This window comes from Kluyvera sp. 1366 (assembly GCF_054823405.1).
Map to the genome: position 1 here is coordinate 100,346 of NZ_JBTRDW010000002.1, position 22,621 is coordinate 122,966.

The following is a 22,621-nucleotide window of genomic DNA, read 5'->3' on the forward strand; positions in this document are numbered from 1 at the left end:
AGTGTCATTTATTACCATCCAGTGCAGATTTCATCAGGCTGTTTTTCTTCCCTCAGGAGCACGTATGGGAACGCAGGAAGTAATAAAAAATATAATCCACTTAGTGGGTGGGAAGAATAATATCAATAAAGTCTGGCATTGCATGACGCGTCTGCGCTTTGACCTTATTGATGACAATAAAGTTAACCAGAGCGAAATTAAAACCTTGCCCGGCGTATTGGGCGCGCAAATGCAGAGTGAACAATTCCAGATTATTATCGGGCCCAAGGTCAATAGCTGGTATGAGCAAATCGTTCCGGTATTAAATAACGACGGCGTTCAGCCCGCGCAAAACGAGAAAGCGCACAAAAGCCTGGTATCGCTGTTTATGGATACCGTTTCGGGCGTATTTGGCCCGATTGTTCCCGCCATTGCTGGCGCCGGAATGATCAAAGGTTTGCTGGCCGGATTAGTGGCGTTACAGCTGGTCTCGGCCAAAAGCGATACGGTGATGGTGATTGATTTAATTGCCAGCGGCGTGTTCTATTTCCTGCCGTTCTTTTTAGCGGTCTCTGCCGCCAAAATATTTAAAACCAACGAGTATTTAGCTGCAGCCGTGGCGGCGTGTTTAATGTATCCCTCTTTAATCGATGCGGCAAAATCGCTGGCGGCGCATCAGGAGGGCGCAGTAAGCGCATTTTGGCTGATGGGCGTGCTGCCGGTTTCGGTATTTAATTATGCTTCCAGCGTTATCCCGGTCATCTTCTCTATTCTGGCTCTCAGCTATATCCATCGCGGGGTGGATCGTATTATGCCGGAAGTATTGAAAACCGTATTTACCCCAACCTTAACGCTGTTCCTGGCGGCATTAACCGCGCTGGTGGTAATTGGCCCGATGGGTATTTGGCTTGGCAAAGGTTTGGCGCTGTTTATTGAGGGCTTATTCAGTATCTCAGCGAGCTTTGCTGGCTTAATTGTCGGTGCCATTCGCCCCGTTGCGGTGCTAACCGGCATGCATCACGCGATGACACCGATTGCGCTGCAGAATTTCAGCGATCGCGGTTATGACATGTTGATGCCGATGATGTTTATGGCAAATATGTCGATTGCCGGAGCTACATTTGCTATCTGGAAATTGACTAAAAATCGTCAGGACAAAGTGGTCACACTTTCAGCCGCCATTTCAGCATTATTAGGCATTACAGAACCGGCGTTGTTTGGCGTGCTAACGCGCTACAAAAAAGCCTTTATTGCGGCAACGGTTTCCAGTGCGCTGGCTTCGGCCTTTATCGGTTTCTTTGGCGTGCGTTTATACGGCTATATTCTTTCCAGTATATTCAGTTTGCCGGCCTATATTGGCCCGTACTTTATCTGGGCCATTTCCGGCGTCGCCATTGCGCTTATTATGTCGTTTAGTCTGACATTGATGTTGGTAGGCAAAGAACCGGATTTAGTCGCACAGCCCAAGAATAAGTAATGTTTGGTCGCCATTTATGGCGACCAATTTACGCTTAGCTCACACTCGCCACCAGCCAGTTTTCCAGCTCGCTCAGCTCATTCATCTGCTGAGGATATTCTGCTTTCAACTGCGCTAATTGCGCCAATACGGTTTCAGGTCGATACACCGCGCCCTGCAGACGCAACGCCAGCGTTTCTAATGGCGAAGGGTTCAGGCTGTCGGTGAAAATCTGGCAGCGAGAAATCACGCCGCGTTCGACATCAAAGTGGATCTCAACGCCGCCCCAGACAAAACGCTCATTCAGCAGATGCGAGAAATCCGGTGCGTTACCAAAATTCCATTCCCAGCTGCTTAGCCGCGCAAACTGCTCTTCAAAACCAGGCAAATCAGGCAGTGCGGCCGGGGAAATATGCTCCGGCTCGCACTCTTCCTGGTAGTAATCGAAATAAGCGGCAATCACCTCATGGCAGATCGCCTCAAAGCTGATGCCTGGCACCAAATCGGCAATGTTGGCCACGCGCGATCGCACCGAGGTAATGCCTTTCGCCTGTAATTTTTTAATGTCTGGATTGAGGTAATCGGCGAGACGCGACAAATCAGCATTCATCAAAAAGGTGCCGTGATGAAAACCGCGATCCGGCGTTTCACGGTAAGCAGATCCGGAAATCTTGCGCACTTCGCCATCTACATTCACCACGATATCGTTGCGACCGGAGGCTGTTGCCGGAATGCCGAGCTGTTCCAGCGCGCGCAGGATAATCGCCGTGGAGACTGACTTATCGTATTCCGGTTTACCGGCCATAAAGGTGAAGCAGCAGTTGCCCAAATCGTGAAATACCGCGCCGCCGCCGCTGCTGCGTCGTGCCAGCTTGATGCCGTCTTCCGCCATGCGTCGCGTGTTGCACTCTTTCCACGGATTCTGGGCGCGACCGACAACCACGGTTTCGGCATTCTGCCAGAGAAACAGCACGCGCTGCGTTGTCGGCATCTGGCGGAAAATACACTCTTCTACTGCGAGGTTGAACCAGGGATCGTGTGAGTCAGAAATGAGTAATCGTAGGGTGGACATGATTTTTTCGGTTCCGTGAGAAAGGGCAAACCGGGACAGAGTACGCTGAAGCGGATCGAAAGGTAAGAAACAGCAGCGCATTCCATTTCAATAATAAAATGAATTAACCTCTAGACGACTGGTCTATTAGCTGTTACTTTGAATTCAAGCGCTAGACGACTGGTCTAGTTTAGAAGTTTAAACCCAGCAAGCAGGAGATGGATGATGAAGATTCTGATGGTTCTAACCTCACACGACCAATTGGGTAACACCGGCCGCAAAACCGGTTTCTGGCTGGAAGAGCTGGCCGCGCCTTACTACGCCTTCAAAGATGCTGGCGCAGAAATCACGCTGGCGTCACCGAAAGGGGGCAACCCGCCGTTAGATCCTAAAAGCAATGAGCCCGATTTTCAGACGGAGCACACGCATCGCTTTGAAGCGGATGCAGCAGCAACCGCGCAACTCGCCGCCACCGTGCGTCTGGACAGCGTATCGCCAGCCGATTTCGACGCGGTGTTTTACCCAGGCGGTCACGGTCCGCTCTGGGATCTAGCAGAAGATCAGCACTCAATCGCGCTGATCGAAGGCTTCCTGGCCGCCAACAAGCACGTTGCACTGGTGTGTCATGCGCCGGGCGTGCTGCGCCACGTCAAAACCCCGCAAGGAAACCCGCTGGTAGCAGGCCGTAAAGTCACCGGTTTTACCAACAGCGAAGAGGAAGCGGTCGGCCTGACTCAGGTGGTGCCTTTCCTGGTGGAAGACGAACTGATTGCGAAGGGCGGTCTGTATTCGAAAGGCGCGGACTGGAGTTCCTATGTCGTCAGCGATGGTTTGCTGATTACCGGACAAAACCCAACGTCTTCAGCAGAGACGGCGCAACAGTTGATCAAGCAACTGGCGCAATAAACGCATCGGGAGGCGAACCGCTGTCCGCCTCCCTTATCGCAGCAGTAAACGCATGCTTAGCGCCTAGACGACTGGTCTAGTATTTGGTAATCTAACGCTATGACGACTACATCCCAATTGCATAACAATGAAATCCGCGATCACATCCTTGCCACTGGCCAACGCATTATGGCCGGCAAGGGTTTTTCGGCTGTCGGATTAAATGAAATCCTCACCGATGCCGGTGTGCCAAAAGGCTCGTTCTATCACTACTTCAGCTCGAAAGAGGCTTTTGGCGTGGATATGCTGGCGCGCTATTTCGATGATTATCTGGCTGAGCTAGACGCGACCTTGAGCGAGCCGGGCCTGACGATGGCGCAGCGGCTGATGAACTACTGGCAGCTGTGGCGTGAATCGCAATCGTTCTCCGATTGTCAGGGCAAGTGTCTGGCGGTGAAGCTGGGCGCGGAAGTTGCCGATCTCTCGGATAGCATGCGCGGCACGCTACAGACCGGCACGGCCGGCATTATCGCGCGACTGGCGCATGCGCTAGAAGCGGGTGTTGAGGAAGGTTCGCTGTCTATCGATGATAAACCGAGCCGTGTGGCGGAAAGCCTGTATCAGCTGTGGGTGGGCGCCAGCGTGATGGTGAAAATCGTGCGCAATACCGGCCCATTTGATTCCGCCATGAGCATGACGCAAAAAATTATTCGTATCACCGCGTAGTAAAAAGGGCGACTCAACAGAGCCGCCTTTTCTTTTGTTGGGTCGCTATTTAGCGACCTCAAATCACAAAACCGATCTCGCCGTGTTAACCACGTTCTCAACCGTAAAACCAAACTCTTTGAACAGCTGATCCGCAGGCGCTGACTCACCGAAGGTGGTCATGCCGACGATCGCGCCGTTTAGGCCGGTGTATTTGAACCAGTAATCCGCGATACCCGCTTCAATCGCCACGCGTGCGGCAACGGCTTTTGGCAGCACGGATTCACGGTACGCCGCGTCCTGCTTGTCGAAGGCGTCGGTGGATGGCATAGACACCACGCGCACCTTGCGGCCTTCCGCCGTCAGCTGATCAAACGCAGCCACTGCCAGTTCCACTTCTGAACCGGTGGCGATCAGGATCAGCTCTGGCGTACCTTCGCTGTCCTTCAACACGTAACCGCCGCGCGCCACGTTAGCCAACTGCTCAGCGCTACGATCCTGCTGCGCCAGGTTCTGACGCGAGAAGATCAGCGCCGACGGGCCGTCCACGCGTTCAATCGCGTACTTCCACGCCACCGCTGACTCAACCTGGTCGCACGGGCGCCACAGGCTCATGTTTGGCGTCACGCGCAGGCTGGCCATCTGCTCAACCGGCTGGTGCGTCGGGCCATCTTCGCCCAGACCAATCGAGTCGTGGGTGTAAACCATGATCTGACGGATTTTCATCAGCGCGGCCATGCGTGCGGCGTTGCGCGCGTACTCGACGAACATCAGGAAGGTGGCGGTGTACGGCAGGAAACCGCCGTGCAGCGCGATACCGTTGGCGATGGCGGTCATACCGAACTCGCGCACGCCGTAATGGATGTAGTTGCCCGCCGCATCTTCGTTGATTGGCTTCGAGCCGGACCACATGGTGAGGTTGCTCGGCGCCAGGTCAGCGGAGCCGCCCAGATATTCCGGCAGGATTTTGCCAAAGGCTTCGATGGCGTTCTGCGAGGCTTTACGGCTGGCAATTTTCGCCGGACTGGCCTGCAGCTGCTCGATGAACTTCTGCGACTCGCTGGCCCAGTTCGCCGGCAGCTCATTGTTCACGCGACGTTTGAACTCGGCAGCCAGCTCCGGATGCGCGGCGGCGTAGGCGGCAAACTTCTGGTCCCACGCGGACTCCTTCGCCTGGCCGGCTTCTTTGGCATCCCACTGCGCGTAGATGTCTGAAGGGATTTCAAACGGACCGTGGTTCCAGCCGAGCTGCTTGCGGGTCAGCGCGATTTCATCGGCACCCAGCGGCGCGCCGTGCGAGTCGTGCGTGCCGGCTTTGTTTGGCGAACCGAAGCCAATCACGGTTTTGCACATCAGCAGTGAAGGCTTGTCGGAAACCGCTTTGGCTTCTTCCACCGCTTTCTTAATCGCGTCCGCATCGTGACCGTCCACGCCGCGCACCACGTGCCAGCCGTAGGCTTCGAAGCGTTTGGCGGTGTCGTCGGTGAACCAGCCGTCAACGTGACCGTCGATGGAGATGCCGTTGTCATCGTAGAAGGCAACCAGTTTGCCCAGCTTCAGCGTACCGGCGATGGAGCAGACTTCGTGTGAGATGCCTTCCATCATGCAGCCGTCGCCCATAAACACGTAGGTGTTATGGTCTACGATGTCATGTCCCGGACGGTTGAACTGCGCCGCCAGCGTGCGCTCGGCAATGGCAAAACCGACGGCGTTAGCGATGCCCTGACCCAGCGGGCCGGTGGTGGTTTCAACGCCTGCGGTGTAACCGTATTCAGGATGCCCCGGCGTTTTGGAGTGCAGCTGACGAAAATTTTTTAATTCACTGAGCGGCAAATCGTAACCGCTCAGGTGCAACAGGCTGTAAATCAGCATCGAACCGTGACCGTTCGATAACACGAAGCGGTCGCGGTTAGCCCAGTGAGGATTGCGTGGATTGTGCTGCAAAAAGTCGAGCCACAACACTTCAGCGATGTCCGCCATGCCCAGCGGGGCGCCCGGATGCCCCGAATTGGCTTGTTGTACGCCATCCATACTCAAAGCGCGGATGGCGTTGGCTCTTTCCCGGCGTGTAGACATAAGGTTCTCCAGAGGTGCGACATCGGCGCTTATTTAGCGTGGGATACTTGTTCGTAGTAACCGATCTTGTCTACTTTGGCAGTTGAGCCGCCACCTTCAAACTCCGATGCCAGCCAGGCATTCACGATGTTCTTCGCCAGCTCAGGACCAATGACGCGCGCGCCCATGGTCATGATCTGCGCGTTGTTGCTCTTGCGAGCACGCTCGGCAGAGAAGGTGTCGTGGCACTGCGCCGCGCGCACGCCTTCCACCTTGTTGGCGACAATCGCCACGCCGATGCCGGTGCCGCACAGCAGAATGCCGCGCTCAAATTCGTTCTTCTGGATAGCGGTGGCGAGCGCAAATGCCACATCCGGATACATCGGACGGTCGTTTTGCGCGTCATTGGTGTAATCCGTCACCACATACTCTTTCTCTTCCAGCAGCTTTTTAATCACATTTTTCAATTCGATAGCCGCATCATCGGCGCCAATTGCGATAGTTTTCATCGTCGTTCTCCAGCAGGGTGTGCAATGACGCCTGCACGTTTGTTCAGCAGGCGAGAAGATGTTCATAGTTAGCCTGCCACAAACTCAATCATATGTTCAATGGTTGTTCATATGAATTGCTATCAGGATCGCGCCTGAATACCTCATTGAACCCATTGAAATCGCTTGTGCGCCGGCGAATGGGCGTAGTAATCCGATAAATTGACCAAAATCAAATCTTATGCGGCTGCTCACACTTTCACGTGTTGCAGTTGAGAGATGCACAATTATCCGTGTAGTGTTCATATGTTCGCATGACTATACCAATGTACAAGAAGACCCATCGAGGACTCGAACATGTGTCATTTACACCGTACCTCTCAGTACTCCTGCAGCCAGCGCCTCTTTGGCGATTGGTCAACACCACATAAAGAAATGATCACTCACGCACGTCGTGGAGGTGCGTTATGAACCAACCATCAATGACAGCGGTGGAACAATCCACCATCAGAAAAATCTCCTGGCGCTTAGTGCCGTTCGTGGCGCTGATGTTCTTTATCAACTTCCTCGATCGCACCGCGATTTCGTTTGCCGGCCCCAACGGCATGACGCAAGACCTCGGCCTCACCGCACTGCAGTTTGGCCTGGCATCGGGCATCTTCTTTATTGGCTACATTCTGCTGGAAGTGCCAAGCAACCTGGCGCTGCATAAGTTCGGCGCGCGTCGCTGGCTGGCGCGCATCATGATCAGCTGGGGCATTGTCTCGCTGCTGTTTACCTGGGTGAGCAGTGTGGAAGGCTTGTATACGCTGCGTTTGCTGCTGGGTATCGCCGAAGCTGGCTTCTTCCCAGGCGCGATTCTCTATCTCAGCATGTGGGTGCCGGGACGTCATCGCAGCAAAATTCTGTCGCTGTTCTACCTTGCCCAGCCGCTAACGGTGGTGTTCGGTGCGCCATTAGCCGCGTCCCTGATTCAGCAGCACGGCCTGTTCGGCATGGAAGGCTGGCGCGTGATGTTTATGGGCGTGTCGATTCCCGCGATTTTGATTGGTATCGTCGCGCTGTTCTGGTTGGTGGATTCGCCGCGTCAGGCCAAGTGGCTGACCGCCGAAGAGAAAACCTGGCTGACCACCGAACTGGAAGCCGAGCATCAACAGAAGCAGGGCCATCAAAAACACAGCCTGCGCTCGGTGATGGGCAACGGCCGCGTCTGGATGCTGTGCCTGATTTACTTCGGCTTTATTTATGGCCTGTATGCGCTGGCGTTCTTCCTGCCAACCATTATCGCGGGCTTCCAGCAGCAGTTCGGTACCACTTTTAACGTGATGCAGAAAGGGCTGATTACCGGCGTGCCGTACCTGATTGCGGCGGTGGTGATGTTCTTCTGGTCAAAAGATGCCACGCGTCGCGGTTGCAAAACCTGGCATATCGCCATTCCAGCGCTGGCAGGCGGCATCAGCGTGCCGCTGGCGCTGTATATGGATTCGCCGTTCACCACCATTATGGTGATTGCGATTACCGCCAGCTCCATCTTCGCTGCACTGCCGAATTTCTGGACCTTACCCACGCAGTTCCTGACCGGCGCGTCTGCCGCCGCAGCCATTGCTTTGATCAATACCTTAGGAAACGTAGCGGGCTTCTCCGCGGGCTACATCACCGGCGCGCTGCACGACGCCACCAACAGCTACGCCTTGCCGATGTTTGTGGTGGGTGGATTCATGCTGCTGTCCGCGTTCCTCATGCTGTTACTTAATCGCCGTCGCTCGCCGTCTCAGCCGACCTCTTTAGCTCAGGAGCATTAATATGACGTACCTGTTTAACCAACCTTCAGCCTTTGCCGCTGAGCTTATCGAAGGCTTTGTCGCCGCCAACGCCGATAAAGTCCGTCAGGTCACCGGAGGCGTGGTGCGCAGCACCCGCAGCCAGCCGAATACGGTGGCGGTGATTGTGGGCGGCGGGTCCGGTCACTATCCGGCGTTCGCCGGGTTGGTTGGACAAGGTCTGGCACACGGCGCGGCGATGGGTAACTTATTCGCTTCGCCATCAGCGCAGCAGATCTACAACGTAGCGCGTGCGGCCCATAACGGCGCGGGCGTGTTGCTGATGTTCGGTAACTACGCCGGGGATGTGCTGCACTTCGGCCAGGCGTGCGAGCGTCTGCGGGCGGAAGGTATCGCCTGCGAAGTGCTGGCGGTGACCGACGATATCTCCAGCGCGGGTAAAGATGAGCTGGAGAAGCGTCGCGGTGTGGCTGGCGATCTCTGTGTGTTCAAAGCCGCCTGCGCCGCGGCTGAAGCGGGTCACGATTTATCGCAGGTCCTGCAGCTGGCACAGCACGCGAATCAACGCACGCGTACGTTTGGCGTGGCGTTTTCCGGTTGCAGCCTGCCGGGCGCTTCGCATCCGCTGTTCGAAGTGGAAAAAGGGCGCATGGCGCTGGGACTTGGCATTCACGGCGAGCCGGGGATCAAAGAGACCGACATGCCGAGTGCGGATGAGCTGGCCGAGATCTTCGTGGAGCGCTTGCTCAATGAACTGCCAGCCGATATCCCGCAGGCCGAAGGTCAGCGCGTGGCGGTGATCCTCAACGGTCTGGGCTCGGTGAAATATGAAGAGCTGTTTGTTGTCTATCGTCGCGTCGCGCAACTGCTGGAGGCCGCCAACCTGCAGGTGGTTGAGCCGGACGTCGGCGAGTTTGTCACCAGCTTCAATATGGCCGGTGCGTCACTGACGCTGATGTGGCTGGACGATCAGCTGGAAACCTTGTGGCGCGCGCCGACCAATACGCCAGCGTACCGCAAAGGCAGCGTATTGGTGGCCGAACCGTTAAGCGCCGCTGAGCGCATTGAAAGCACGGAAGAAGCCTTGCCAGCAGCCACCGCGGAATCGCAAGAGAGCGCGAAACGCGTACTCCAGTTGCTCGAATCCGTGGCGGAAATGTTACAGCGTAACGCTGAACGCCTTGGCGATATCGATGCGGTGGCCGGTGACGGCGACCACGGTATCGGCATGGAGCGCGGCGTGCTGGGCGCGGTTGAGAAAGCGCGTGAAGTCGCTGCGCGCGGTGCCGGGGCGGGCAGCTTGCTGTGCCGCGCGGCGGATGCCTGGGCCGACAAAGCCGGTGGCACGTCCGGCGCGTTGTGGGGCGTGGCGCTTACTGCATTGGGTACCGCGCTTGGCGATCGTCAGACACCAGATGCACAGCGTGTGGCCACCGGCGTACGTGAAGCAAAAGAAGGCATTATGCACTTTGGTAAAGCGCGCGTTGGCGATAAAACCATGGTGGATGTGCTGGTGCCGTTCAGCGACAGCCTGAATGAGGCGGTTGCCGCCGGTGCGTCGTTAACGGACGCCTGGCTGAAGGCGGCGCAGGTGGCTGATAAAGCTGCGCAGGACACCGCGCAGCTGGTGCCAAAAATGGGGCGTGCGCGTCCGCTGGCAGAAAAAAGCGTTGGCACGCCGGATGCCGGAGCTATTTCGCTGGCATTAATCGTCAATACCGTCGGCGATCTGCTAAAAGAACACAGTGCCTCTGAACAAGGAGCTTGAAGCATGTCTCAGCCAAAAATCTGGCTCGGCGTCAGTTTAAAAATGTACTTCGGCTATCAGCAAACCTTGCAATGGTGTCGTGATGTAGCGGCATTAGCCGACCATGCTGCGGTGAAAAACGGCGACGTGGGCTTGTTTGTGTTGCCGGCTTATCCGGCGATTCCGGCGGTTGCAGCCATCTTCGCTGACACGCCGGTGCGCTTGGGCGCTCAGGATGTTTGCCAGGCCGAGAACGGAGCCTGGACCGGCGAAGTCAGCGCCAGTATGTTGCAGGAGTTAGGCTGCTCGCTGGCCGAAATTGGTCACGCCGAGCGCCGTCGTCATTTCCATGAAGACAAAGTGCAAATTGCCGCCAAAGTGGCGATGTCGCTGCGTCACGGCATCACGCCGGTGCTGTGCATCGGTGAAGAAGTGCAGGCAGAACCGCAGCAGGCAATCGCGCTGTGCCAACAGCAGCTGGCCGAAGCGCTGGCTGAGTCAGCGCAGCAGGGCTTAAAGGGCGAGGTGTTCTTTGCCTACGAACCGCAGTGGGCGATTGGTGCGCCGCAACCGGCACCGGACAGCTACATCCGCGCCGTGTGCGCCGGATTGCAGCAGCTCGCCACGCCGCCCGGCATCACCCTGAAAATCATTTACGGCGGCAGTGCCGGTCCGGGACTGATTCAGCGCCTTGGCGCGGACGTAAATGGCCTGTTTCTGGGTCGCTTTGCCCACGATCCCAAAGCGCTGGCAAAAATTATTGATGAAGCCAGTGAGCTGGCTCAGGAGCGCTGTTAATGAGCCGTATCGGACTCAGTACCTACGCCTTTTTCTGGCGCATGTCATCGAAAGTCCCTCATCCGCTGACGCTGGAGCAGATGCTGCAACAGACCGCCGAACTGGATGTGTCGGTGTTTCAAATCTGCGATTATCCGGCGATTGAAAGCTGGACTGACGCACAACTGCTGACGCTGCGTCAGCAGGCTGATGCGCTCGGCATCACGCTGGAACTCGGCACGCGCGGCCTCGGCACTGCGCATCTGCGTCGTTATCTGCACATGGCGGAGATCCTTGATGCGCGCGTCATACGCTCGATGTTCTACACCGCCGATCACCGTCCCACGCTCGACGAAGCCGCCGAGCTGATTGGCGCGGTGTTGCCGGATTTTGCCCGCCAGCAGGTGCGTCTCTGTCTGGAGACATACGAGCAGGTGAACAGCGGCGCGATGATGTCAGTGATCAACAAGTTCCTGTCGCCGTGGCTCGGCGTGTGTCTCGATCCCGCCAACTGTGTCGCCGGCCTCGAACTGCCAGAGCAGGTGATTGCCAACACCGCCGCGCGCGTCGGCAATCTGCACATCAAAGACTTTGCCTTCACGCGCCGTGATGGCTGGATCGGCTTTACCTTCGCCGGCTGCCCGATGGGCGAAGGCTTGCTGGATTACGACCGGATGATCGCCAGCGTGCGCCCGGCGGATAAAGGCATTAACCAAATCGTCGAACATTGGTTGCCGTGGCAAGACGATGCCGCTGTAACCTGCGAGCGAGAAGCCGAATGGACTCGCCGCACCGTTGAATTCTTACGTAGTAAACAAGATCAGGAGTAACAACATGAGCGTGCAACTGAAAACTATCACCGTGATTGGCGCGGGCGGCAAAATGGGTATGCGTATTTCTGCCAACTTCCAGAAAAGCGATTACCAGGTGTTTTACTGTGAGAACTCACCCAAGGCGCAAGAGCAGGTGAGCGCGCAGGGGCGCGAACTTTCTGATGCCGCCTTCGTGGTGCCATTGAGCGACGTGGTGATTCTGGCGGTGCCGGATATCGTGCTGGGCAAAGTGTCTGAAGGCGTGGTGCCACAGATGAAACCGGGCGCGATTCTGCTGACGCTGGATCCGGCGGCGGCCTACGCCAATCTGATCGCCCATCGTGATGGTATTGAATACGCGGTGGCGCATCCTTGCCATCCGTCGGTATTCCTTGAGCGTTACACCAAAGAAGAACATGCCGATGCCTTCGGTGGTATCGCGGCGATTCAGCACGTGGCGGCTTCCTATGAAACTGGTTCTGATGAGCAGAAAGCCGAGCTGAGCAAGGTGATCAGCGTGATGTACGGCCCGGTGGAGCAGGTGCATTGGGTCACCGTGACGCAGCTGGCGTATCTGGAACCGACGCTGGTGGAAACCGTAGCCTGCATGGTGGGTGCGTTTATGAAAGAGGCGCTGGATGAAACCGTGAAGCACAGCGGCGTGCCGGAAGAAGCGGCTAAAGCGATGTTGTACGGCCATATTCAGATCGCGCTCGCCGTGGCGTTCCGCGCGACCAACCCGTTCTCGGATGCCTGCATGATCGCCATGGAGTACGGTCGTGAGAAGATTGTGAAACCTGACTGGAAACAGATCTTCGATCAGAAAGAGCTGGATATCGTGATTGCCCGTATGCTGAAAATCGACGCCATCAAGCGCTAAGCGTGACGCTCGATCGACTCGCGGCGCTGTGGTCTGGCGAAGCGAGTCGTATCAATGATATAACTCCCTGCCAAAGTCAGATCTCGCCCCATTTTGTAGGGTCGCCATTTATGTTGACCTGGTGCGCATCAATTCGCACCCTACATGGCGTGGTCGCAACATCTTCATATAACGCCCAAAAAGACAGGTTACGGATGGAAAAAAACACGCTTTCTCAGGACTCCGAGCTGCTGACGGAAATAGCTGTCGCCTATTATCAGGACGAAATCACCCAGGAGGAGATTGCGCGTAAGTTTGGTATTTCCCGCATTAAAGTCGGCCGGCTGCTCAAACGCGCACGCGAAGAGGGCATCGTCGAAATCAACGTGCGCTACCATCCCGTCTTCAGCACCCGCCTCGAACAACAGCTGCAAAATCGCTTCCCACAACTGCAACGTGCGCTGATAGCGCTCGATCAGCCCGATCAGGAAGAGCAGCGACGTCAGGTCGCCGCGCTGGTGTCGTCACATTTAGCGCAGTCGCTGAAAGACGACGCCATTGTTGCCGTTGGGCAAGGACGCAACGTGGCCGCTGTCGCCGATTATCCCGGCCAGGTGCCGACGCGTAATTGTCTGTTTATCAGCGGTATTGGCGGCACGCATCGTCCCGGTGATGCCATTAACGCCGACCATATCAGCCGTCGTCTGGCGAAGAAGTTCGGCGGCATCAGCGAAACGCTTTACGCGCCCGCTTATGTTGAGAACCGCGCGTTGCGCGATGCGTTTATGCAAAACGGCACCATCAAAGAGACGCTGGACCGCGCGCGCAAAGCGGATGTGGCGCTGGTGGGCATCGGCGACATGAATGAAAACAGCTACATGGTGAAACTCGGCTGGTTCACGCCGCACGAAATCATTGACGCCAGCGTTAATCAGGGCGTGACGGGCGATGTCGCCGGCTACGACTTCTTTAATTCGCAGGGCCAGCACGTGGATACCGTGATGAACGATCGCGTCATTGGGCTGAGCATTGATGAACTCCGCAAGATTCCCTGCGTGATCGCCATTGCCGCGGAAAATACCAAAGCGATGGCGATCCTCGGCGCACTGCGCACTGGCGCGATTGATATTATCGCCACCACCGCGCAGAACATCCGCACCATTCTGAGTTTGTCGCAGGAGAAGGTTTAGTTAAACGGCCAACCATTGTTATGAGGCGATTAACAACGGTCTGCTCGATGTCGGCTATATGCCTGACTATCATCCAGAACCGACGTCTGCGCTGGCGTATGACTTAGATTAACCGCGAATTTAATGATGGTCAGTCGTAAGGATGAATGCAGCGGCGCGGTGTTAGCGTATCTTACTACCGCGCATGAAGCCTAATGCTAAATAATTTTCAAAACGCTCTTCAATTTATTAACTGCCGCCACATGTTTGGATTTTGGCATATTCGCTAAATTTTGCAGTTTCCAGCGAACGGCAGGAAGTTGATCGATATTCGATAACTCAAGAAGCGACCAATCGGGTTGGCCATTTTTGAAAGAGAGGAGAAACTTACGCTCTTTATCTGTAATTGCAGCATTAATCGTTTCAATTAAATGACGTCTGGCTGCTTCAAGTTCCTGCAGAGGCACATCTATCTCCGCCATGTTACGAAATTCGCCATCATAGATGCCTGAAATGTCTTTTAACTGTGGTTGCAGCAGTTCAGAAAGCGGGCGAGGGTGACTGATCAAATAAACCAGTAATGCTTTGCGGAGCGCCTCCGTTAAGCCTTCATTTTCGAGCAGGAATTTGACATCGAACAAGTCTCTGGGATGCTGACGATCAAGTGCTGCACAAATCTTTCCTGCATACAGGTCGGCGAATGAAACGACGTTGGTTTCACTAAAACCAAACTCATCTTCAACCAATTCACAGACCTGCATTATTCTGGATTCATATACGGTTCCCCGTAACACCGGCGATAACTCAATTTTAATTTGCACGCCTGCATGATTCACGATCAGTCGCAATGCATCATTTTTATCTTCATAAGAACGAATAACGTTGCTGCCGACCAGCTTGGTGCTTATTTCTTCAGCAATTTCATCAAGTGCCCTTTTTATCGCGGCTAATGCTGCGATGCGATCTAATGCTGGTAAAAACACGAGATCGATATCCACAGATAAACGAGGTAATTCCCGGATGAAAAGATTGATGGCTGTTCCACCTTTTAAGGCGAAGCAGTTATGCAGAGAGACCAATGGCAGAATTTGCAGCAGCAGTTGTACCTGCCGATAATAGATACTCGTTCTGTCCATCGATCACATCTCCTTTGGCACTGTAATGTTCCACTTATTATCAAGTCGGCCAGCTTTGGCAAGTTCACGTTTTCCGCTGCCAAAATCATATGCCTCCGGATGCAGGTGTTTAAGCCAAGCATGATTATGTCTTTCCGCCAGCCACATAAATAATCGCTTTGCTTTAATACTGGAGCAGGCTCGCAAAAGTGCGTCTATTTTACGCGGTGACAGCGTTGAGAGTCCTTGCATAAGTTGATCGGCATGTTCAAAGCTGATCGTTTTGGGTACGTCGTTTAACACTTCCAGCATGGCTTTTTCGGGTCCGGAATAGTGCAAGGCTGGCAAAGAGTCATGCCACACCTCTTCGCGGAGGAATTTCTTCTCATGCATGAGTGATTCTGGCCAGATTTTACGTGTACTGTGGTAATCAAAATGCGTATTGATGTCGAGTTTGTTTAACCAGGTCGGCATCGGCGCCGCCGAGTAGAGCTGAACACTGGCTAACTTGCCACGCGACTGATAGTGCGCCAAACCGTCTAACTCCAGAGCGGTTAATCCGCCGACATGAACCGGATGTTCCTGCATTCTTTGCAACGAAGTCACCACGCCTTTCCATAGTAGAGGTGCAGGTTCACGCATATAAACACCGGGTTTAAGCGATATCAACGTGCCGCTCTTCACTGCATTATCAATGAAGTGCGGGTTTAAATCGTTCTCCTGCAGCCATGTTTTCGTCGCGATTAAGCCAGCAGGAATCAAGCTTCTCAGCCGCTTTCTACTTTCAGCATTCAGCATAAGCCACCCGTTTGCGAATCATGTAACTGGCGGCGATTATTGCCGTCGATATGAAATAATATAAACCAATGATACAAAAAAGTTTATCATTTTACGATTCAACGGCGATCATCGCCGTTAATACGGCGTATTTTAAACCTGGCGTACAGCCTTATGCCGCCACGCGCAGTGCCATAACTTAACGGTCTTGTTCGTGCTATGTTCAGGATATATCCTGTATTTTTCCTTGTTGAGAATCCCTGCCTGATGACTAACGCGCGCTTGCTCTCGGTTGAAAATCTCTCGCTGCACACTCACGATCAGCGCTTGCTGGTGGATAACATCTCTTTTCATCTCGATCGCAAGGAAATCCTGGCGTTAGTTGGCGAATCGGGATCTGGCAAAACCTTGACCTCGCTGGCGCTGATGAGTTTGTTGCCGGCGGGCGTGCAGCAGAGTGGCGGCCGCGTGGTGTTCAATGGCGAGCCGCTGGATGCGCGCACAACCCAGCAATTGCGTGGTTGCCGCATCGCCACGGTGTTTCAGGAGCCGATGACCAGCATGAATCCCACGCTGCGTATTGGTGAACAGATTGCCGAAGTGCTGGTGCGGCATCGTCAGTTTGGCTGGAAACAGGCGCAGCAGGAAGCGATAGCGCTGCTGGATCGCGTCGGCATCGTCAATCCAGCGCAGCGCGCGCGGCAGTATATTCATCAGCTGTCGGGTGGCATGCGGCAACGGGTGATGATCGCCAGCGCCATCAGCGGTCAACCGGAGTTATTGATTGCCGATGAGCCGACCACCGCGCTGGACGTTACTATTCAGGCGCAGATTCTGGCACTGTTGCAGGAGTTGCAGCAGGAGATGGGCATGGGGATCTTGTTGATCACCCACGATCTCTCGGTAGTGGCGCGCTACGCCGACCGCGTCTGCGTGATGCAGCAAGGGCAGCTGGTTGAACAGGGTGCGGTGCTGAGTACGCTCGGCGCGCCAACGCATCCTTACACGCGCAAATTGATTGCTGCTTCGGCAGCGCAAATCCCCGAGGCGACTGCGCCGGTTGCACAGCCGCCGCTGCTGGTGCTGCGCGACATCAGTAAAAGCTATCCGCTGCCGCGCCGCATGCCGCTGTGGCCGGCCAAACGGCAAACCGTGTTGCATCCGGCGAATCTGTCGATTGCGCAGGGCGAAATTGTCGGACTGATTGGCGAATCCGGCTCCGGTAAAACCACATTGGGCAGTGCGGCGATTGGCCTGATTACGGCGGATGGCGGCGAAGTGCATTTTCAGGGTCAGCATTTGCAGGGCCGTCAACTGCATAGCTTACGTCGCCACACGCAGATTATTTTCCAGGATCCTTATGCCAGCCTGAATCCGAAAATCCCGGTTGGTGAGCAGATCGCCGAACCGCTGCGCGTCTGGCAACTGCGCAAAGGCGCGGCGGTGGATGCGCGGGTCAAAGAGCTGCTGGCGTTGGTGGGATTGAAGGCCGAACATGCCACCCGTCTGCCGGGCGCGTTCTCGGGTGGCCAGCGTCAGCGTATTGCCATTGCGCGCGCGCTGGCGATGGAGCCGAAGCTGCTGGTGGCGGATGAAGCGGTAGCGGCGCTGGATTTATCGGTGCGCGGGCAGATTCTGGCGCTGTTTAATACGCTGCGCCACAAGCTGGGATTATCGGTGCTGTTTATCAGCCACGATCTCGGCGCGGTGCGTCAGTTGTGCGACCGCGTGGTGGTGATGTATCACGGCAGGATTGTGGAGTCCGGCGCAACCGCCAGCGTGATTAACCATCCACAGGACAATTACACCCGCCAGCTGCTCGCCGCTGCGCCCGACGTGCAGCAGGCGCTGGCGCTGCGATCAACTGCCGTGTAACAGCGGCAGTTCGTGATGTTCAGCCCATTCGTGCCAAGAACCGACGTACACCGAAACATGGGGATAGCCCGCCAGTTTCAACGCCGCCAACACCGTGGCGGCGCGGGCACCACGATGGCAATAAACCTGCAACTTCGCGTTTTTACTCAGTCCTGCCGCCGCGGCGCGTGCGGCAATCTGCTGCGCTGATAAGAAATGGCCGTTGGCGATGACATCTTCCCAGAACAGCAGCTGAGAATGTGGAATCCGTCCCGCGCGCTGGCAGCAGGCATGCGCAAAGCTGCCGTCAAACTCGCTGGGGCGACGGGCATCCACGTTGATCACCGCCATGCCATCCGCTGCTAGTACCTGTTCACGGCTGCACACCAGCTCGCGATTCCACGCGGGTGCGTTGGCTGCAGGTGGATGCGCCACGGTACGGCTTAATCCCAATCCCGGCGTGAGTTCATAGCCTGCCGCAATCCACGCATCGACGCCGCCATCCAGAATCAGCGCATCATCACGCTTGAGCAGCCATGCGAACCAGGCGCCGCGCGCTGAACGCATGCCAACCTGCTGCTCAAAAAACACCGGCGTGGCGTTGGGATACGCGGTAAACATCGGCTGCAGCGCGGTGGTGGCTTCGGCTGCCATCACCGCTAAACCTGTCTCGCTGCAATCCTCAATAAAATAGTCGTAGACGTTACAATGCTGCGCGCCAGGCAAGGTGGCGCGTTGCCAGTCGGCAAATTCGCGGACATCGATCAGCAGAAACGCTTCGCCGTGCGCCTGGCGCTGATGCAGTGAAAGCACATCAATGATCATGCAGGACTCCTGAAAACAGCGACTGCAACGAACCGAGCTCGTCGTGCTCGGCGGCCTGCAACACGCGGGCGGCGAGGGCGATATCAAACACGTTGAGGCCAAATGAGGAGAAATAGACACTGTCATCGTGCTGTGGACGCCAGTGATCCAGCAGTAGCGCGGCGAGATCAGCCGCCACATCCTGCTCAGCAAACTCCCCGGCGCGGAACATCTGGAACAGGCTTTTGGCGCTGCGCTGGGCAAAATCGCCCCACGCATCCACCACCACCTTGCTGCTGGCTTTGATGGCGGCAAAACTCACTTCGTGATAACCGACCTGCACAATGATCCTGCCGGGACGTACCGCTGCGACGTCGACAATCGGCTGGTCGGCGCTGGTACAGGTCAGCACGGCGTCATAAGGCTGCGCCAGAGCGAGCTGCAGATCGGTTTCGATTTGCACTTCGCGCAACGCACTGAGTTTAAAAGGAGAACGATTCCACACGCCAATCTGTTCCAGCTGCGGAAACAGCTGCTGCAGCATGCGTAGATGCGCCTGAGCATGTAAACCGGCGCCGAGCAGCAGCACGCGTTTTACCGGACGCGGTGCGGCCAGCTGTAACGCCAGTGCGCTCACCGCCGCAGTGCGCGCCGCGGTGAGTGCCCCGCTGGCCAGCAAGCCGCGCGGAATGCCGCTCTGCGCATCGTTAATCAGGGTCAAGGCTAGGGCGGCGGGCAACGCATCCGGTCGCTGTGGACGATGTGCCGTCCACTTCACGCCTGCGGCATTGTAGCTACCGCCGACGCGCGCCGGTAAGGCATACGCTTTACCGAGCGGCGTACCGAGATCGATGTGATTTTCGGCGGGCATCTGCGCTTCGCCAAGACGCATCAGCTGAATCACCGCTTTGACGTCTTCCAGCGCCAAAGCGACATCCCCGCCGCCTAATTGCGCGACGGTGGCTTCATCCAGTACACGCAACAAGGCTTCCATTACTGCTCCAGCAGGCGATCGGCGAAGGGATAAAGCGCCGGAGAACCGCCACAATGCACGAAGGTGACGCGCGATCCCTGCGGAATGCGCCCTTGCTCGACCAGCGAGAACAGGCCGTGCATCGCTTTGCCGGTGTAGACCGGATCCAGCAGCACGCCTTCCAGTTGGGCGAGTTGATAGATGGCGGCAATGCCGCCGTCCGATGGCACGCCGTACGCCTGACCGACATAACCATCTTCAATCCAGATATCATCCGGCTGCCACTGCTGCGGCCATTGCAGCAGATCGGCACAATCCTGCGCCATGCCGGCAATGCGTGGCTGGAACCAGTCGGCTTTGGCGCTGACGCTCACGCCAATCACCTTAGTATTGGGCCAATAGCGACGCGTGCCCACATGCAATCCCGCCAGCGTGCCGCCGGAACCGGTGGGCGCGACGATGAAATCGGGTGCGGGCATCTGGCTGGGTGCCAGCTGCGCCGCTAACTCTTCCACTGCGCGTACATAACCCAATGCGCCGAGTGGCGTTGCGCCACCCAGCGGAATAATCATGGGGGTTTCACCTTGCGCGAGAGCCGCATCCGCGTGCGCCTGCATCGCACCTTCAATCTGGCTGAAATAGCCGTCGGGATCGAGGAACTGCACCTCGGCCCCGAACAGCTTATCCAGCAGCAGATTACCCTGCCAGCTTGCGGGCGGATTGCCTCGCAACACCAGCACCGGACGCATACCAAACTTGCGTGCGGCGGCAGCCACCATGCGGGCGTGGTTCGACTGATGCCCGCCGGTGGTGATCACCACATTCACGCCTGTTTTGCAGGCCTCCGCCATCAGATACTCCAGCTTGCGGACTTTGTTGCCGCCGCCGCCGAAGCCACTGTAGTCATCACGTTTGATCGTCAGCGTAATCCCAAGTGCCTCACTGAGCCGCGGCAGCGGCTCGTGAGGAGTGGGGAAGAAGCCGAGCGGAACGCGTTCAAACTCTTCTACTGATTTCATTATTTACTACCTTTATTTTTGTGTACTGCGGTGTTTCCCTGGTGAGGCGCGACCCGGCCAATGGCCGAATCATTGAATGCGTTGAGCCATAAGCTCATGGATTGCTGGAAGCGTTCGAGTCCCGCCAGCGTGACAAACTCATTGACGGCGTGCGCGTTGCCGCCGTGGCCTAATCCGCCAATCAGGAAAGCGGGCGCGACGGCCGCGAAAGCGTAGGCGGGCGCACAGCCCGGCGCCCACGGCCAGATTTGCGGTGCCGCGCCCAGCGTTTGATAGCTGGCGATTAGGGCATCGACGCCGCTGGCGCTGCGGCTAAAGCGCACGCCGGGATAACGATCAAACAGGTGCAGCTCGCTGCCGGCTAAATCGGCTTGTGCCAGCCGCTGCTGCACGTCGGCAATCATCGCGTCCTGATCGAAACCCGGCGGGATGCGAAACGCCAGTTCCGCGCTGGCACGGAACGGGATGACGCCGCGTCCGCCCGGCGGATCGCTGTGCAATTCCGCCAGCGTTAAAACCGCGCTGCCGAGCAGCGTTTGCAGGCAGCTCAGCGTGTCGCCTGCGATCATCAGGCGCTGACTGCGACGGAACTGCAGTTCGTCATCGATGCTGAATTCGGCGGCTAAGGTCGCCAATAATTGATTCGCCTCATCGTCCGTGGCGTGACACGCCAATACGCCGCTGTGTTCTGCTGGCGCGATGGCATCTAATGCCTGTACTAAGCGCCACGCCGGATTGGCGATCCAACCGGCATTGCTGGCATGAATCGCGGAGGACGGTCCGCCCCATGCGCCGCCGGTGACGCTGAGGCGTCCGCTGGCCAGTCCGGTAAAGCCGAGATAGACGCGCGGTGCGCCGCCACCGTATTCACACAGTGACGGAAACAGCACCGCTTCAGCGGGAGCAATCGGGCAAGGCTGTTGCGCCAGATAACGCCGCAGCGCGCCGCTGCCCACTTCCTCTTCACCTTCAAGCAGGATTTCGATATTAAAATCGAGCTGCTGGCTCTGCTGCAGTTCGCGTAGCAGAATCAGCAGGGCGGCGACCGGGCCTTTATTGTTCTCTGCACCGCGTCCGACAAATACCGCGCCGAGATCGTCCCAGTGACACACGCCACCGACAAACGGCGGCACATCCCAGCCGGCATCATCCGCAGGCATTACGTCATACATGTTGTACAGCACCACGGTTTTGCTGCTGCCGTTATCGATGCGTACATGGACCAGCGGCGGGACATCATCGGTTTGAGACGCCACCGGATAGACGATCGCGGCATTCAGCTGCGCCACCATCCACTGTTCCAGCCAGGCAGCCAACCCGCGCTGCGAGGATAACTGACCGGCCACGCTTGGCCAGCGCGTCAGTTCACTCAGCAGTTCAAGCGTGGCGTCAAGGCGACTCATAAACGAATCCTCGGGTTCAGCACCAGATAGAGCAGGTCGATCAACAAATTGATCGCTACAAACACCACGGCGGCGAGCAACACAATCGCCTGCACCAGCGGGAAATCGCGGTTTTGAATCGCCTGAATCGCCAGACGACCAATGCCGGGCCAGGCAAAAATAATCTCGGTTACCAGTGCGCCGCCGAGCAGCGAGGCGAAATACATGCCCTGTACGGTGATCACCGGTATCAGTGCGTTACGCAAACCGTGGCGTACCACGATGCGCCAGGCGCTGAGCCCTTTGGCGCGCGCGGTGCGGATATAATCCTGTTGCAGCACATCCAGCAGGCTGGCGCGCGTCAGGCGTGCCACGGCGCTCATGTAAAACGCACCCAGACTGAGCGCCGGCATTACCAGCGCGGCGAAAGTGCCGTAACCGCTGGAGGGCAGCCACTGTAACTTCAGGCTGAACAGCAGAATCAGCAGCAGCCCGAGCCAGAACACCGGAATCGCCTGGCCGGAGAAGGCCAGCAGACGGCATAACAAATCCCACAGGCTGTGCGGCCGCAGGGCGCTGATAATGCCGAGCAGCAGACCGAGCAGCGAACTCCATGCCAGCGCACTCACCGCCAGCAGCGCCGTCGCCGGCAGACGTTCGGCAATCAACGCTAATACCGGCTGGCTGTAGCGCAGCGATTCACCAAAATCCCCGTGCAGTACGCCGCCAAGATAGTGGCTGTATTGCCACAGCAGCGGACGATCAAAGCCCATGCTATGACGAAAAGTATCGATCTCCTGCTGGCTGGAGCCGGGCGGCATCATCAGTGCCGCCGGATCGCCCGTCATGTGCAGGCTAAAGAAAATCAGCAGCGACACGCCGAGCAGCACTAATACCGATTGGCCAAGGCGATTGAGCAGAATGTTCAGCATC

Annotated in this window: 20 protein-coding genes; 10 read left to right on the plus strand and 10 right to left on the minus strand. The window is 56.7% G+C overall.

Going from position 1 to position 22,621, the window contains the following annotated elements; genetic code table 11:
• Nucleotides 1-64 precede the first annotated feature (64 nt).
• Nucleotides 65-1,456 (plus strand): PTS transporter subunit EIIC, encoded by a 1,392-nt coding sequence (locus tag ACVLVH_RS04000; protein WP_192411864.1) that lies wholly within the window; start codon nt 65-67, stop codon nt 1,454-1,456.
• A 34-nt stretch (nt 1,457-1,490) separates the two neighbouring features.
• Here the strand turns inward: ACVLVH_RS04000 and lplA are convergent, their stop codons facing one another.
• On the minus strand, nt 1,491-2,507 hold the full coding sequence (lplA, locus tag ACVLVH_RS04005; RefSeq protein WP_192411863.1) for a lipoate--protein ligase: 1,017 nt from the start codon (nt 2,505-2,507) through the stop codon (nt 1,491-1,493).
• A gap of 204 nt (nt 2,508-2,711) precedes the next feature.
• On the opposite strand from lplA, the gene ACVLVH_RS04010 reads away from it, so the two are divergent.
• Together ACVLVH_RS04010 and ACVLVH_RS04015 are read left to right on the plus strand one after the other, a co-directional pair.
• Complete coding sequence (locus ACVLVH_RS04010; protein WP_309836674.1) at nt 2,712-3,392, plus strand: type 1 glutamine amidotransferase domain-containing protein; 681 nt, start codon at nt 2,712-2,714, stop codon at nt 3,390-3,392.
• 99 nt (nt 3,393-3,491) lie between these two features.
• Nucleotides 3,492-4,097 (plus strand): TetR/AcrR family transcriptional regulator, encoded by a 606-nt coding sequence (locus ACVLVH_RS04015; protein WP_309834696.1) that lies wholly within the window; start codon nt 3,492-3,494, stop codon nt 4,095-4,097.
• Nucleotides 4,098-4,160: 63 nt separating this feature from the next.
• Here ACVLVH_RS04015 and tkt read toward each other — a convergent pair whose 3' ends face one another.
• Complete coding sequence (gene tkt / locus ACVLVH_RS04020; protein ID WP_462062903.1) at nt 4,161-6,152, minus strand: transketolase; 1,992 nt, start codon at nt 6,150-6,152, stop codon at nt 4,161-4,163.
• A 29-nt stretch (nt 6,153-6,181) separates the two neighbouring features.
• Nucleotides 6,182-6,640 (minus strand): RpiB/LacA/LacB family sugar-phosphate isomerase, encoded by a 459-nt coding sequence (locus ACVLVH_RS04025; RefSeq protein ID WP_101764432.1) that lies wholly within the window; start codon nt 6,638-6,640, stop codon nt 6,182-6,184.
• Between the two features lie 446 nt (nt 6,641-7,086).
• Between ACVLVH_RS04025 and ACVLVH_RS04030 the strand changes: the two genes are divergently transcribed.
• The 6 genes from ACVLVH_RS04030 to ACVLVH_RS04055 all read left to right on the plus strand — a co-directional run bounded on the left by ACVLVH_RS04030 (nt 7,087) and on the right by ACVLVH_RS04055 (nt 13,785).
• Nucleotides 7,087-8,421, plus strand: coding sequence for an MFS transporter (locus tag ACVLVH_RS04030; RefSeq protein ID WP_101764431.1), 1,335 nt, complete (start codon nt 7,087-7,089; stop codon nt 8,419-8,421).
• 1 nt (nt 8,422) lies between these two features.
• On the plus strand, nt 8,423-10,168 hold the full coding sequence (locus tag ACVLVH_RS04035; protein ID WP_277974854.1) for a dihydroxyacetone kinase family protein: 1,746 nt from the start codon (nt 8,423-8,425) through the stop codon (nt 10,166-10,168).
• 3 nt (nt 10,169-10,171) lie between these two features.
• Nucleotides 10,172-10,945 carry a triose-phosphate isomerase family protein gene (locus ACVLVH_RS04040; protein WP_277974855.1) on the plus strand — a complete coding sequence of 258 codons (774 nt, stop codon included), beginning with the start codon at nt 10,172-10,174 and terminating at the stop codon, nt 10,943-10,945.
• Nucleotides 10,945-11,754, plus strand: coding sequence for a sugar phosphate isomerase/epimerase family protein (locus tag ACVLVH_RS04045; RefSeq protein ID WP_210080639.1), 810 nt, complete (start codon nt 10,945-10,947; stop codon nt 11,752-11,754). Before ACVLVH_RS04040 ends, ACVLVH_RS04045 begins: the two co-directional genes overlap by 1 nt.
• Nucleotides 11,755-11,758: 4 nt before the next feature.
• A complete protein-coding gene (locus ACVLVH_RS04050; protein WP_277974856.1) occupies nt 11,759-12,616 on the plus strand; it encodes a phosphogluconate dehydrogenase C-terminal domain-containing protein in 858 nt (285 codons plus the stop codon).
• A 194-nt stretch (nt 12,617-12,810) separates the two neighbouring features.
• Nucleotides 12,811-13,785: a sugar-binding transcriptional regulator gene (locus tag ACVLVH_RS04055; RefSeq protein ID WP_008104043.1), complete on the plus strand. Its 975-nt coding sequence runs from the start codon at nt 12,811-12,813 to the stop codon at nt 13,783-13,785.
• Nucleotides 13,786-13,982: 197 nt separating this feature from the next.
• Here the strand turns inward: ACVLVH_RS04055 and ACVLVH_RS04060 are convergent, their stop codons facing one another.
• Together ACVLVH_RS04060 and ACVLVH_RS04065 are read right to left on the minus strand one after the other, a co-directional pair.
• Nucleotides 13,983-14,900, minus strand: coding sequence for a nucleotidyl transferase AbiEii/AbiGii toxin family protein (locus ACVLVH_RS04060; protein WP_312464836.1), 918 nt, complete (start codon nt 14,898-14,900; stop codon nt 13,983-13,985).
• Between the two features lie 3 nt (nt 14,901-14,903).
• The gene (locus tag ACVLVH_RS04065; RefSeq protein ID WP_312464837.1) at nt 14,904-15,677 is read right to left on the minus strand and encodes a type IV toxin-antitoxin system AbiEi family antitoxin domain-containing protein; all 774 of its coding nucleotides are present in this window, start codon (nt 15,675-15,677) and stop codon (nt 14,904-14,906) included.
• Nucleotides 15,678-15,923: 246 nt separating this feature from the next.
• Here ACVLVH_RS04065 and ACVLVH_RS04070 point away from each other — a divergent pair, with 246 nt between their 5' ends.
• On the plus strand, nt 15,924-17,531 hold the full coding sequence (locus ACVLVH_RS04070; RefSeq protein WP_498948818.1) for a dipeptide ABC transporter ATP-binding protein: 1,608 nt from the start codon (nt 15,924-15,926) through the stop codon (nt 17,529-17,531).
• Here ACVLVH_RS04070 and ACVLVH_RS04075 read toward each other — a convergent pair.
• Genes ACVLVH_RS04075 through ACVLVH_RS04095 form a run of 5 tightly spaced genes read right to left on the minus strand, consistent with a single transcriptional unit; the run spans nt 17,517 to nt 22,620 of the window.
• A complete protein-coding gene (locus ACVLVH_RS04075; protein WP_498948820.1) occupies nt 17,517-18,335 on the minus strand; it encodes a sulfurtransferase in 819 nt (272 codons plus the stop codon). The genes ACVLVH_RS04070 and ACVLVH_RS04075 overlap by 15 nt on opposite strands.
• Nucleotides 18,325-19,308 carry an ornithine cyclodeaminase gene (locus ACVLVH_RS04080; RefSeq protein ID WP_498948821.1) on the minus strand — a complete coding sequence of 328 codons (984 nt, stop codon included), beginning with the start codon at nt 19,306-19,308 and terminating at the stop codon, nt 18,325-18,327. The genes ACVLVH_RS04075 and ACVLVH_RS04080 overlap by 11 nt, the downstream gene beginning before the upstream one ends.
• Entirely contained in the window at nt 19,308-20,306 is a 999-nt protein-coding gene (locus ACVLVH_RS04085) for a 1-aminocyclopropane-1-carboxylate deaminase/D-cysteine desulfhydrase (RefSeq protein ID WP_312463791.1), read from the minus strand. The genes ACVLVH_RS04080 and ACVLVH_RS04085 overlap by 1 nt, the downstream gene beginning before the upstream one ends.
• Nucleotides 20,306-21,709 (minus strand): M20 family metallopeptidase, encoded by a 1,404-nt coding sequence (locus ACVLVH_RS04090; protein ID WP_192233829.1) that lies wholly within the window; start codon nt 21,707-21,709, stop codon nt 20,306-20,308. Before ACVLVH_RS04090 ends, ACVLVH_RS04085 begins: the two co-directional genes overlap by 1 nt.
• Entirely contained in the window at nt 21,706-22,620 is a 915-nt protein-coding gene (locus ACVLVH_RS04095; RefSeq protein ID WP_110866134.1) for an ABC transporter permease, read from the minus strand. The genes ACVLVH_RS04090 and ACVLVH_RS04095 overlap by 4 nt, the downstream gene beginning before the upstream one ends.
• Nucleotide 22,621 lies beyond the last annotated feature (1 nt).

Bases quoted from the DNA above. Each gene is read 5' to 3' on its own strand.
- ACVLVH_RS04000 (WP_192411864.1), top strand. From the start codon at position 65: ATGGGAACGCAGGAAGTAATAAAAAATATAATCCACTTAGTGGGTGGG.
- ACVLVH_RS04030 (WP_101764431.1), top strand. From the start codon at position 7,087: ATGAACCAACCATCAATGACAGCGGTGGAACAATCCACCATCAGAAAA.
- lplA (WP_192411863.1), bottom strand. From the start codon at position 2,507: ATGTCCACCCTACGATTACTCATTTCTGACTCACACGATCCCTGGTTC.
- ACVLVH_RS04060 (WP_312464836.1), bottom strand. From the start codon at position 14,900: ATGGACAGAACGAGTATCTATTATCGGCAGGTACAACTGCTGCTGCAA.
- ACVLVH_RS04080 (WP_498948821.1), bottom strand. From the start codon at position 19,308: ATGGAAGCCTTGTTGCGTGTACTGGATGAAGCCACCGTCGCGCAATTA.
- ACVLVH_RS04090 (WP_192233829.1), bottom strand. From the start codon at position 21,709: ATGAGTCGCCTTGACGCCACGCTTGAACTGCTGAGTGAACTGACGCGC.
- ACVLVH_RS04015 (WP_309834696.1), top strand. From the start codon at position 3,492: ATGACGACTACATCCCAATTGCATAACAATGAAATCCGCGATCACATC.
- ACVLVH_RS04055 (WP_008104043.1), top strand. From the start codon at position 12,811: ATGGAAAAAAACACGCTTTCTCAGGACTCCGAGCTGCTGACGGAAATA.
- ACVLVH_RS04025 (WP_101764432.1), bottom strand. From the start codon at position 6,640: ATGAAAACTATCGCAATTGGCGCCGATGATGCGGCTATCGAATTGAAA.
- ACVLVH_RS04095 (WP_110866134.1), bottom strand. From the start codon at position 22,620: ATGCTGAACATTCTGCTCAATCGCCTTGGCCAATCGGTATTAGTGCTG.
- ACVLVH_RS04085 (WP_312463791.1), bottom strand. From the start codon at position 20,306: ATGAAATCAGTAGAAGAGTTTGAACGCGTTCCGCTCGGCTTCTTCCCC.
- ACVLVH_RS04010 (WP_309836674.1), top strand. From the start codon at position 2,712: ATGAAGATTCTGATGGTTCTAACCTCACACGACCAATTGGGTAACACC.
- ACVLVH_RS04075 (WP_498948820.1), bottom strand. From the start codon at position 18,335: ATGATCATTGATGTGCTTTCACTGCATCAGCGCCAGGCGCACGGCGAA.
- ACVLVH_RS04070 (WP_498948818.1), top strand. From the start codon at position 15,924: ATGACTAACGCGCGCTTGCTCTCGGTTGAAAATCTCTCGCTGCACACT.
- tkt (WP_462062903.1), bottom strand. From the start codon at position 6,152: ATGTCTACACGCCGGGAAAGAGCCAACGCCATCCGCGCTTTGAGTATG.
- ACVLVH_RS04035 (WP_277974854.1), top strand. From the start codon at position 8,423: ATGACGTACCTGTTTAACCAACCTTCAGCCTTTGCCGCTGAGCTTATC.
- ACVLVH_RS04040 (WP_277974855.1), top strand. From the start codon at position 10,172: ATGTCTCAGCCAAAAATCTGGCTCGGCGTCAGTTTAAAAATGTACTTC.
- ACVLVH_RS04050 (WP_277974856.1), top strand. From the start codon at position 11,759: ATGAGCGTGCAACTGAAAACTATCACCGTGATTGGCGCGGGCGGCAAA.
- ACVLVH_RS04045 (WP_210080639.1), top strand. From the start codon at position 10,945: ATGAGCCGTATCGGACTCAGTACCTACGCCTTTTTCTGGCGCATGTCA.
- ACVLVH_RS04065 (WP_312464837.1), bottom strand. From the start codon at position 15,677: ATGCTGAATGCTGAAAGTAGAAAGCGGCTGAGAAGCTTGATTCCTGCT.